Origin of the sequence: Noviherbaspirillum denitrificans (genome assembly GCF_002211445.1) — a bacterium.
GTDB classification, from domain to species: Bacteria; Pseudomonadota; Gammaproteobacteria; order Burkholderiales; family Burkholderiaceae_D; genus Noviherbaspirillum; species Noviherbaspirillum denitrificans.
The window spans coordinates 1,886,722-1,897,870 of the sequence record NZ_LSTO01000001.1 but is presented as its reverse complement, the minus strand read 5'-3'; the positions used below and the strand labels follow the sequence as shown (position 1 = coordinate 1,897,870).

At 64.1% G+C, this 11,149-nt stretch carries 10 protein-coding genes; all 10 read right to left on the bottom strand.

Annotation, left to right across the window (positions count from 1 at the left end; translation table 11 throughout):
* Nucleotides 1–59: hypothetical protein (locus AYR66_RS30560; protein ID WP_420093127.1), on the bottom strand; the 59-nt coding region annotated here is incomplete at its 3' end.
* 117 nt (nucleotides 60–176) lie between these two features.
* Nucleotides 177–1,037 carry an ABC transporter permease gene (locus tag AYR66_RS09375; RefSeq protein ID WP_234814863.1) on the bottom strand — a complete coding sequence of 287 codons (861 nt, stop codon included), beginning with the start codon at nucleotides 1,035–1,037 and terminating at the stop codon, nucleotides 177–179.
* On the bottom strand, nucleotides 1,034–1,828 hold the full coding sequence (locus tag AYR66_RS09370; protein WP_088709712.1) for an ABC transporter ATP-binding protein: 795 nt from the start codon (nucleotides 1,826–1,828) through the stop codon (nucleotides 1,034–1,036). The genes AYR66_RS09375 and AYR66_RS09370 overlap by 4 nt, the downstream gene beginning before the upstream one ends.
* A 101-nt stretch (nucleotides 1,829–1,929) precedes the next feature.
* The gene (locus AYR66_RS09365) at nucleotides 1,930–3,090 is read right to left on the bottom strand and encodes an alpha/beta hydrolase family protein (RefSeq protein WP_088707275.1); all 1,161 of its coding nucleotides are present in this window, start codon (nucleotides 3,088–3,090) and stop codon (nucleotides 1,930–1,932) included.
* 39 nt (nucleotides 3,091–3,129) lie between these two features.
* Nucleotides 3,130–4,326 carry an acetamidase/formamidase family protein gene (locus tag AYR66_RS09360; protein WP_234814862.1) on the bottom strand — a complete coding sequence of 399 codons (1,197 nt, stop codon included), beginning with the start codon at nucleotides 4,324–4,326 and terminating at the stop codon, nucleotides 3,130–3,132.
* A gap of 51 nt (nucleotides 4,327–4,377) precedes the next feature.
* Nucleotides 4,378–4,914 (bottom strand): GlcG/HbpS family heme-binding protein, encoded by a 537-nt coding sequence (locus tag AYR66_RS09355; protein ID WP_088707274.1) that lies wholly within the window; start codon nucleotides 4,912–4,914, stop codon nucleotides 4,378–4,380.
* 127 nt (nucleotides 4,915–5,041) lie between these two features.
* Entirely contained in the window at nucleotides 5,042–6,079 is a 1,038-nt protein-coding gene (locus AYR66_RS09350) for a porin (protein WP_170942099.1), read from the bottom strand.
* 591 nt (nucleotides 6,080–6,670) lie between these two features.
* Nucleotides 6,671–7,297 carry a hypothetical protein gene (locus AYR66_RS09340; protein ID WP_141104048.1) on the bottom strand — a complete coding sequence of 209 codons (627 nt, stop codon included), beginning with the start codon at nucleotides 7,295–7,297 and terminating at the stop codon, nucleotides 6,671–6,673.
* Entirely contained in the window at nucleotides 7,290–10,751 is a 3,462-nt protein-coding gene (locus AYR66_RS09335) for a pyruvate carboxylase (RefSeq protein ID WP_088707270.1), read from the bottom strand. The genes AYR66_RS09340 and AYR66_RS09335 overlap by 8 nt, the downstream gene beginning before the upstream one ends.
* 39 nt (nucleotides 10,752–10,790) lie before the next feature.
* Nucleotides 10,791–11,149: cache domain-containing protein (locus AYR66_RS09330; RefSeq protein ID WP_206047115.1), on the bottom strand; the 359-nt coding region annotated here is incomplete at its 5' end.

The window sequence follows — 11,149 nt, the reverse complement described above, 5'->3', positions numbered from 1 at the left end:
GGGGACAGGGGCTTGCGTTTGGATGTTTGCGCCCAGCCGACGGCAGGCGCGGCGATCATGGCCGCCGTTGCGCCCAGCACAAGGCGGCGTTCCCTCGAAAATTGCTGTGTCATGATTGTCTCCTTGTATTTCGATGCGCGGCGTGCCTGCGCCGGCTGGCGCGCACGCCGCTGCCGTCAACCCTTCTTCCAGGGCAGCAGCTTGCGCTCCAGGCTGTCGATCATCCAGAACGACGCCACGCCGATGAACGCGATCACCACCAAGCCCACGTACATGTCTTCCACGGTCAGCAGTTGCCAGGCGCGCCAGATGACGAAGCCGATGCCCGACTGGCTCGACACCATCTCGGCGGTCACCAGCAACAGCAGCGCAGCGCCCCAGCCCAGCCGCAGGCCGGCGAAGATCATCGGCAGTGCGCCGGGCAGTGCGATCGTGGTGTATTGCGCCAGGCGGCCGGCGCGGAAGTTGGTGCCGACATCGAGGTAGATGCGATCGATGTTGGCCACGCCGGCAGCCGTTGCGATGAGCACCTGGAAGAACACGCCGACGGCGATGATGGCCCATTTCGACTCCTCGCCGATGCCGAAGATCAGCATCAGCAGCGGCAGGATCGCCACCTTCGGAATCGGAAAGATCGCGCCGACCACAGGCTGGATGGCGGCCCGGACCAGCGGCACCAGGCCCATGATGGCGCCGAGGATGATAGCGGGAATCGCACCGATCAGGAATCCGACCAGCGCGCGCGACAGGCTGACCAGCACGTGGTAGGTGAGCGAACTATCCCATTGTGCCGCGAAGGTCATGTGATAGAACGTGCCGACGATCGATGAAGGCGCCGGGAAAAAGCGCGCATCCAGCATGCCCGACCGCACCAGGATTTCCCACACCAGCAGCATGGCCAACGGCGTCAGCAGCGCGATGATGCGCTCCATGTTCCGTTGCGAGATCCGCCGTACCCGGACCGCCATCGACGGCCGGACTTCGATGTGGACATTGGAGAATGACTCGTCCTTGATTGTCGTATTGATGGTATTCACGCTGCCCCCGCTTGAGAACGGCTGTTAAGGACCTCTTCCCGCAGCTCGCGCCACAGGCGCGTGCTCAGCTCGCCATAGCCTTCGCTGGAGCGCACGTCGTACGCGCCGCGCGGACGCGCCAGCGTGACCGGGATGTCCGCCTTGAGCGTGCCGGGACGCGCCGTCATCACCAGCGCCCGGTCGCTCAGCACGAGCGCCTCGTCGATCGAGTGGGTGATGAAGAGGACCGTCTTCTTCGACTCTTCCCAGATCCGCAGCAGCTCCTCCTGCAGGATCGCCTTGTTCTGCTCGTCCAGCGCCGCGAAAGGCTCGTCCATCAGCAGGATTTCCGGATCGTTGGCGAAAGCGCGCGCGATCGACACGCGCTGCTTCATGCCGCCGGACAACTGGTGCGGATAGGCGTTGCGGAAGGCGGACAGGCCGACCTTGTCGAGATAATGCAGCACGACGTCACGGCGCTCGGCGGCCGGCACGCCGCGCATTTTCAGTCCGTACTCGACGTTGCGCTCCACGGTCATCCACGGGAACACGGATTGCTCCTGGAACACCATCGAATGCAGCGGCTTGCTGCGGTCGAAGTGGGCCAGGTGCAGTTCGCCGGAAGTATGCGTTTCCAGCCCGGCAACAATACGCAGCAGCGTGGTCTTGCCGCAGCCGGAGGGACCGACCAGGCAGCAGAACTCGCCGCGCCGCACGCTCAGGCTGACATCCCTGAGCGCGGTGACCTTGCCGTTGGTGCCGATGAACTCCTTGCCGAGCTTGCTGATATGGATTTGTGCTGGTTCAGTCATGGTGGCGTTCCGGGTGGTGGCGGGAACGGCCGACAAGGCCGGCCGGGCAATCCCGCTATCGCCGCTGCCCGCGGCCGACGCTTGGATTGGGCTCAGCGTTTTCATGATAGACGCTCGACGAACCAGTCACAAATCATGCTCAGCGCCGGCTCGGGACGGTCGAGCTGGACGTGGGCGGCGCCGCCTTCCTCGTGCGTGAAAACGCGCAGTTCCTTGTTCTTCGTGCCGATCGCCTCGTACAGCGCCTGCGCATCTTCCAGCGGCGTCTGCTTGTCGTCCTCGCCGTGCACCAGCAGGATGTCGCAGGTGATGTTGGGCGCGGCTTCGCGCAGGTTGAAGGTTTCCAGGTACTTCAGCACGTCGTCATAGGTCTTGACGCCCAGGATATGCAGGATGTGGTCGCCGGTCGTTCCGAGCGCCGCGCGGGTGTCGAGCGACACGGGCTTGCCCGGCTCCGCCTTGAAGCGGCGCACCCACACGTCGCGATAATCGTAGATCGCCGCCCAGGCAGCGCAGGCCTTGAAGCGCTTTTCATAAGCGACGGCACGCGGTGCATAGTAGCCGCCCATGCTGGCGGCCATCATGCCGATGCGATCGGGATCGACGTCGGCGCGCGTCTGCAGGTAGTCCACCGCCACGCCGGCGGCGATTTCCGAATCATGGCGTGCCTTGAGTCCGGAAAGTCGCAGCGTGGCGCCCTGCCCCGGGTGGTCGATGGCGAGGCAGTTGATGCCGCGGTTCGCCAGTGCCAGCGCGACGTAGAACATTTCTTCCTTGGTCCCGTCCAGTCCGTCGGACAGCACCACCGTCGGCCGCGGACCGCTGCCGGTCGTGGCCGGCACGAAGTAGCTGTACAGCGTCTTGCCGGCAAACGGGATATCGACGACTTCCACCTTCGGCCTGAACAGGCCGGCGCCCGTGCGGAAGGCTTCCAGGTGCAAGGCGTAGGTCAGACGGCAGCGGTCATCGTCGGGAGGCAGGAAGGCTTCTGCCCACTGGTAGTACAACGCGGCGCGCATGTAGTGGTCGCGGGCAGTGATCGTATTGCCCTTGGCGGCAGCCTCTTCGGCGATACCGTACACCTGGTCGGACAGCTTCTTCCACGCGCGGTGCCACTGTTCGTTGTCGCCTGCCGGGCCGACCTTGGCGGCGTCCTTCAGTTCCTTGCAGGCCCAGTCGATCTCGCCGAGCATGCCGCCGCTGGCCATGGCACGCATGACAGCGAGCGACCACATGTAATTACCGGGGAAATATTGAAACATGATGATTCCTTTTGAAATGTTTGCAGGGGTGGCGACGCGTCAGGCGTTACCGGTTCGTAATGACTGCGAGAGACGCGCCTGGCGTTCGGGCGAGAACACGTCCTTGGGCAGCATGCCGTGCATCGTCTGCAACGGCTTGTTGGTATAAACCGATTGCCGCTGGCGGGCGAATTTCGTTGCACGGAAACTGCCGGCCAGGCTGAAGAGCGCGTACACATCGCTGCGCTCCATCGACAAGGCCTGGCTTCCCCAGTCGATCAGGTTGCGCAGGCATTGCACGAGCGCATCGTCGAGCGTGGCACCGAAGCCAAGGCCGATCCAGTGCGTGGGCGTCTCCGCCATCGGCAGCGCCAGCTTGAGGTTCTTGTGCAGCACATACTGGATGCGCAAGTCTTCCATCGCCGTTTCCAGCGCGGTCTGGTTGACCATGCCGTCGCCTTGCACCGCATGCGAATTGCCGGTCCAGACACGGCCGCCGGGCTGAAACACCGGTAGGAAGAGCGAGGTGCCCTCGACCAGTTCATTCAGGCCCAGCTTTCCGCCATATGGGCCGTTGAGAATGCCGCTGACCGGCGCGTCGCCGGGCGGCTGGGTCGCGAACAGCCCCTGGCCGGCATGGATCTCGAAGCGCACGCCGGGCGCGAACTCGGTGGTCTTGCGGTCCTTGTCGAACTTGAAGTAACGCAGGTAGGGCTTGTCGAAATCCTCCGGAATGGCGCCGACGTTGGCGGGCGAAGAATTCCAGCCCCATTCGATGGGACGCGCGCGCAAGATGCGGCACTCGATGACGTCACCGGGTTCGGCGCCGCGAATGAACACCGGACCGATATTCGAATAAGGACCGTTCGGATAGCGGCGGCGGATCGGTTCGCGCTCGTCGAAGCTCATGCCGTACTTCGGCTCGTTGGCCCAGTTCAGCCAGGTATTGGGATAGTGGACAATGTCGCCGGAGTCGATCACGGCGGCGGGTTCGGATTTCGGGTCGAGGATGCCGACCCGCACGGTGTTGTGGCTGCACTCCACTACATGCACGCGCGCCTTCGGATTGGCGGGAAACACCGGCGTGCCGCCGCGCGCGCTGCCACCGGCTGCGCGGGCCGCCAGAGGCACCAGTCCGATGCCGGCACCGATGGCCAGCACGGCACGGCGTGACAGCCGGGTATGATCCGCAATCCGGTCTGCAGCCTTGTCGAGAAGCGGCTGCATATCCTGAACGCCGATAGGTTCATTGCTCATGGTTCTCCTCTCTCTTGCTTGATTTTTTTGAATCGCGGTCGCAGCCGTCGATCAGCGAGACTCTTTGGCGCCGATCGCCGCAATTCCGGCCCGGCCGGCATCTTCGTCCAACTGGGACGACGCCCCGCTTGCACCGACGGCGCCGATCAGCACGCCGTTGTGAAATATCGGCAGCGATCCCTGCGACGGAAACATCGGGCCGCCATAGGACAGTGAGCTGATCTGGCCGAATACGATCGGGTTTGCCTTGTAGCGTTCCATCAGTGCCCGCCCCGAAACGCCGCCGGTGGCCACACTGGCGATCGCCTTGCCGCGCGCCACGTCGAAGGTTCCGAATGGCACCCCGTTCATGCGGGCACCTGTGACGACATGGCCGGCGGCATCCACGACCACGACCGTCAATGCCGTCTTGTTCTGCCTGGCGTAATCGATAGTGGCAGCCACCACGCGCTCGGCCTGCTCGAGCGAGATATTGGCCGCGGGGAGCGGGCCAGGCAGGGTGTCTGCCTGGCCGACGGAGGCGCCGGCCAATGCGGCAGCGGCGAGGGCAATCCGGGCCCAGGACGCCATTTGGGCGATGTCTTGCATGCTGTCTCCTTTAATCGTTCTGGTTCAACTGTAAGGAAAGCGGCCGGCTTCGTGAACCTCGGATGCTCCTTTTACTTACCAAATCATCCGATTTTTTTTCGGGCGGGGATGATCCCGCCCGGACAGGTCAGAACTTGTGGCGCAAACCGACCGCGCCGATCGTCTGCTTGATCATCGGGTTCTTCTGCTTGTCTGAATAGAAAGCCGCATACACGTCCGTGCGCTTGGACAGGTTGTAGTCATAGGCGACGACATAGCTGTCGCGCTTGTCCGAGAGGGCCGCCCCGCGCTGATGGTCGATGTCGCTGGTCGCCCAGGACAGCAGGAACTCTCCGCCGCCGGCCGGGATGGCGGCGCCAACCTCGAACGTCTTGCGCTGGATGTCGCGCGAGCTCAGGTTGAAGGTTTCGTCGGTGTAGTGGTATTGCGCGTTCAGCTTCACCGCCTTGAAGTCATAGATGCCGCCGACCATGTAGGATTTCTGTTCGTGGCCGTCATCGTTGTTGTTCAGGTCGATGGTGCGCATGGCGGTGATCAGTGACACCGGTCCTGCTTCATAGCGCAACGATCCGTCGAAAGCGCGGTCGCGCTTGTATTCCGGCCCCCGTGGCTGTTCGCGTCCGAGCGAGTAGACGACGTCGGCGCGGAAACCGCCGATGTCCTTGGAAGTAAATCGCACCGAGTTGTTGAATCGCGTATCGCCTTGCACATTGCCGCGATAGGTGTGCGCAAAGATCGGGCTGATGGTCGTGGTTCCCTTCAGCGGCGTGGTCAGCGTCGCGGCCAGCGAATAGGGTGTCACATGGCGGCCCAGGGTGACCTGGCCGTACGGCGTGTCGAGACCGACGTTGGCCGCGCGCCCCCACAGCGGATCTGCGTCATTGCGGCCGATGGCGCCGGTATCGACGCGCATGTAGGATTCGAGCGAAAACACCGCCTTCAAGCCGCTGCCGAGGTCCTCATCGCCGCGAAAGCCGATGAAGGAAGTGGTCAGGCCGCCCGAGTTCACGGCCAGGGCAGATCCTTGCGGGCCGGTGCCTCCGGTATTCTTGATGCTGCCAAGGAAGACGTCGCTGACGCCGTAGATGGTGACGGTGCTTTGCGCGTGGGCGGCACACGACATGGCGATCGCAAGCGCACACAGCGGGAAAACCTTTACTTTCATCTTGATATCTCCGACTCTCATTTTGTTGGTTGGCGCTCCATGGCGTCGCCGCCACGGAGAAGTGAAACTGCGCGGCGCGCAGCGTCGAGCACCATCGGCCTCGTGGGCTGAGGCTGTCTACTTGCGGCTGGACCTCGGTCGGGCGGCCGCGCTGACTTGTTGTCGTCGGAAAAAAGAATACGACCGGGGGGAGAGGAAGACGGCACCGAAACGTCCTGCGACTTACCGCATCGTCCGATTTTTGGCGCCGGACCGTTGTCCGTTGGGTGTACTTTGCGGGCGGCAAGCCGCCGATCATCGTTTGGCAGATGAGCGTGCGCAGCGACTATGGTGGCGCCGGACGACGGCCGGGCCGTCATCATCGCCCACCGGATCATTCCGCTCGCGAGGCGCTGGCCAACATTTCCGCGGAAGAGGCTGCCGCCCTCAAATGACTGCTCGCAAAGGCTTACGGCAATAATGTTGCGCTTGACCGCCAAGGGGACTGATGAATCCGGTATGGAGGCTTCCGATAAGATTGCAACCTGATACGCAGTGTTTTGACCCGGATGCGTCTTGCGTGTCCGTCCACTTTGCCTATCGGGGAGAAGACTATGGCGAGAGTCCTCCTTCTCTATTGTCCTCATCTTTATGGGGACCAAGTTGCAGTGCCTCAGTTGATTGCGATCCGCCAACATCGTTGGCAGAATCCCCCGCCTCAAGCTTCCTCCGTTCGCACGGTCGATGGCTATGGTGCGCATGCCAGTCCGCTACCGCGTCCGAAATTGAAGCGATCCACGCCGTCTCGGATCGGAAAGCCGGTTCCGAATCGACCGGCGGCGGAACGGCCGGTCCGCTGCAATAGATGTCCGGGACGCCGGGCGTAAACGTCCTGGGCCCGCCCACCCAGATACAGGAGCGGTCGGCCTTCACGGATTCGCGGGCCACCGAAATCGCCATCCCTGCGCCCGCTGCGTCAAAAGCCGGCACCAGGCACGTCCGCACGTCCATCCAGGACGGGCAATGCAGCGCAACATCGTTCAATGCTTCCGGATCGGTGCAGCACACCAGCCAGCGCGCCGGGACACGGCTGAGCGCGCCCAGCAGCATGTGCAGCAGGGTCACCGGCAACCCGAAACAGACCACGACCGGAAAGCCGAAGCGCATGCCCTTGCGGGCCCCGACGGCCCGCAAGCGGGTTGCCGCTTCGGCCGGTTCTGGATGGTCTGGACTAGTCATGGAATGTGATAAGCAGATCCTTTGACGCGACAACCGCACCCGGTTTCACGAACACCTCGCGCACTACTGCTTCGCGCTCGGCGCGGATGACGGTTTCCATCTTCATTGCCTCCAGCGACAGCAGCGGGTCGCCTTTCGCCACCTTCTGGCCCACCTTTGCGGCGACGGTAACGATCATTCCCGGCATCGGCGCACCGACATGGCTGCCGTTGCCATCCTCGGCGCGCCGGCCCTGCTGCGCCTTCGCCTGGCCGGCGCGGTCGATGCGGACCAGGCGCGGCTGCCCGTTCAGCTCGAAGAACAGCTTGGCCTGCCCTTCCGCCTCAGCGCGGGCCTGCAGGCGGATGAGCAGCGTCTTGCCCTTGTCGATATCGACCGCGACTTCCTGGTTGTCGGCAAGGCCGTGGAAGAATACCGGCGTCGGAAGCACGCTGACGTCGCCGTAGAGGCGCGTGTGTTCGGCAAATTCCCGGAACACTTTCGGATACATCAGCCAGGACGCCAGTTCCTGGTCGCTGACCGCCCTGCCGATGGTCCGCTCGGCGTCGGCCCGCGCAACGTCCAGGTCAACGGCCGGGATGAAGGCGCCGGGGCGGCCCGGCAGCGGCTGACCGCCCTTGAGGACCTTCCTTTCGAGTTCCTTCGGGAAGCCGTCGGCCGGAAAGCCCAGCTCTCCCTTGAACAGCGAGACGACGGATTCCGGAAAGGCGACTTCCTTATCCGGATCGGCCACCTCTTCCGGCGCCAGGTCGTTGGCCACCATGAACAGCGCCATGTCGCCGACCACCTTCGAGGTCGGCGTGACCTTCACGATGTCACCGAACAACCGGTTCACGTCGGCGTAAGCCTGCGCGACCTCGCTCCAGCGGTGTTCCAGTCCCATCGCGCGCGCCTGTTCGCGCAGGTTGGTGTACTGGCCGCCCGGCATTTCGTGGCGGTACACGTCGGCCGTTCCCGAACGCATGTCCGCCTCGAACGGCGCGTACGCGCGGCGCACGCCTTCCCAGTATTGCGATACCGCGAACATCGCCTTGCGGTCGACGCCGGGATCGCGCCCGGATCCTGCCAGGGCGGCGGAAATGGCGCCGAGGTTCGGTTGTGATGTCAGGCCGCTCATTGCGTCCATCGCGCCGTCCACCGCGTCGCAGCCGGCTTCGATCGCCGCCAGTACACTCGCCGCGGCGATGCCGCTGGTATCGTGGGTATGGAAATGGATGGGCAGCGACACTTCTTCCTTCAGTGCCTTGACCAGCGCCCGCGCGGCATTCGGCTTGCATACGCCGGCCATGTCCTTGATGCCGATGATGTTTGCCCCGGCTCGTTCCAGCTCCCTGGCCATGCGCACGTAGTACTGCAGGTTGTACTTTGAGCGCTCGGGGTCGAACAGGTCGCCGGTATAGCAGATGGCCGCCTCGCACAGCGCGCCGGATTCGCGCACGGCGTCGATCGCGACGCGCATGTTGTCCACCCAGTTGAGCGAGTCGAACACCCGGAACAGGTCGATCCCGCCCGGCGCTGCCTGTGCGACGAAGTAGCGGACCACGTTGTCGGCGTAGTTGGTATAGCCCACCGCATTCGACGACCGCAGCAGCATCTGGAACAGGATATTGGGCACCTGCGCGCGCAGCTTCGCCAGGCGGTCCCACGGATCTTCCTTCAGAAAGCGCATCGCCACGTCGAAAGTCGCCCCGCCCCAGCATTCCAGCGAGAACAGCTCCGGCAGGTGGCGCGCATAGTACGGGGCAATGGCCAGCATGTCGGCGGTGCGCATGCGGGTGGCGAACAATGACTGGTGCGCGTCGCGCATCGTCGTGTCGGTCAGCAGCACGCGCGGCTGCTCCTTCATCCATTGCGCAAAACGCTCCGCGCCGAGTTCCTTCAGCCTGTCGCGCGTACCGGGCGGCACTGGCGCCGCTTTGTCGACGCGCGGAACGATCGGCGGCGCAGGCAGCACCTCGGGCAGCCTGCGGCCTTTCATCTCGGGATTGCCGTTCACCACGACTTCGCCGATGAAGCGCATGAGACGCGTTGCACGGTCGCGCCGCCGTGAAAAATGGAACAGCTCCGGCGTGCTGTCGATGAAGCGCGTCGTGCATTCGCCCGAGACGAACAGCGGGTGCTTGATCACGTTCTCGAGGAAAGGCAGGTTGGTCGACACACCGCGGATGCGGAACTCGCGCAGCGCGCGATCCATGCGCGCAATCGCATCGTCGCTGGTCGGCGCCCATGCGGTCACCTTGACCAGCAGCGAGTCGTAATACGGCGTGATCACCGCGCCCGAGTAGGCCGTGCCCGCGTCGAGCCGGATACCGAATCCGGAAGCGCTGCGGTAGGCGGTCACGCGGCCGTAATCCGGCGTGAACTGGTTCTCCGGATCCTCGGTCGTCACGCGGCACTGCAGCGCATGTCCGTTGAGACGGATCCCGTCCTGGGAAGGAACGCCCGCGCCGCCGCTGCCGCCGATGGCGGCCCCCTCGCTGATGCGTATCTGCGCCTTGACGATATCGATGCCCGTCACTTCCTCGGTCACCGTATGCTCGACCTGGATACGCGGGTTAACCTCGATAAAGTAGAACTGCCCGGTGTCCGCATCCATCAGGAATTCCACCGTGCCGGCATGGGTGTAGCCGACGGCGGTTGCCAGCCGCAGGGCCGCGCCGCACAGGGCATCGCGCCCGGCATTGTCGAGATACGGCGCGGGCGCGCGTTCCACCACCTTCTGGTTGCGCCGCTGCACCGAGCAATCGCGCTCGAACAGGTGGACCAGGTTGCCGTGCAGGTCGCCGAGCACCTGAACCTCGACGTGGCGCGCGCGGCGCACCAGTTTTTCGAGGTACATCTCGTCGTTGCCGAAAGCCGCGGCCGCCTCGCGCCGTGCCACCGGCAGTTGTTCCGTGAGGTCGTCTTCCGTTTCGATCACGCGCATGCCGCGCCCGCCTCCGCCCCAGCTGGCCTTGAGCATGAGCGGATAGCCGACCTCGGCGGCAATCCGCCGCACCTCTTCCATGTCACGCGGCAGCGCCCCGGTGGCGGGCATGACGGGAACACGGGCCGCGACGGCGGCCTTGCGCGCCGCCACCTTGTTGCCGAGGGTGCGCATCACCTCCGGCTTCGGACCGATGAAGGTGATGCCATTCTTCGCGCAGGCTTCGGCAAAGTCCGGATTCTCCGACAGGAAGCCGTAACCCGGATGGATGGCATCCGCATGCGCTTCCTTCGCAATGCGGATGATATCGTCGATGTCGAGGTAGGCGGCAATCGGCTTCTTGCCTTCGCCGACGAGGTAGCTCTCGTCGGCCTTGAAGCGATGCAGCGCAAAGCGATCCTCTGCCGCATAGATGCCTACCGTGCGGATGCGGAGCTCGGATGCGGCGCGCATGACGCGGATGGCGATCTCGGAGCGGTTGGCAACCAGCAGCTTGCGTATTGGTCGAGGGCGCACAGGGGATTGCATGGTGTAGAAGGTCCTGGTGATGAAAATTCTTGCGCAGCGTCAGCGTGGCGGCAGTGCAAGCGCGGGCTTGTTCTTGTAGATGCCGCAGCTGACGATGATCCCGCCGGCCGCCTCGAGATAGGTTGATTTCAGCTCGTCGCGGTGCGTGACGGGATTGGAGAACAGGTAATCGCACCAGCCGCGGCCCCGGCTTCTCGCCAGTTCGATCATCTCCCGGATAAAGGGCTTGCCGTTCGCATCGCGCGCCTCGATCACGTTCTGGCCGAGCCTTTCGGGGAACATCGCCGTGGCCAGGGTATTGCCCTCCATGTCGAGCGCGAAGATGAAGAACTGGCCGAGCGCGAACGGACCGGACCGGTCGTTGAACCGCTCGCACGCCGCCTTCACGCCCTTGGCGC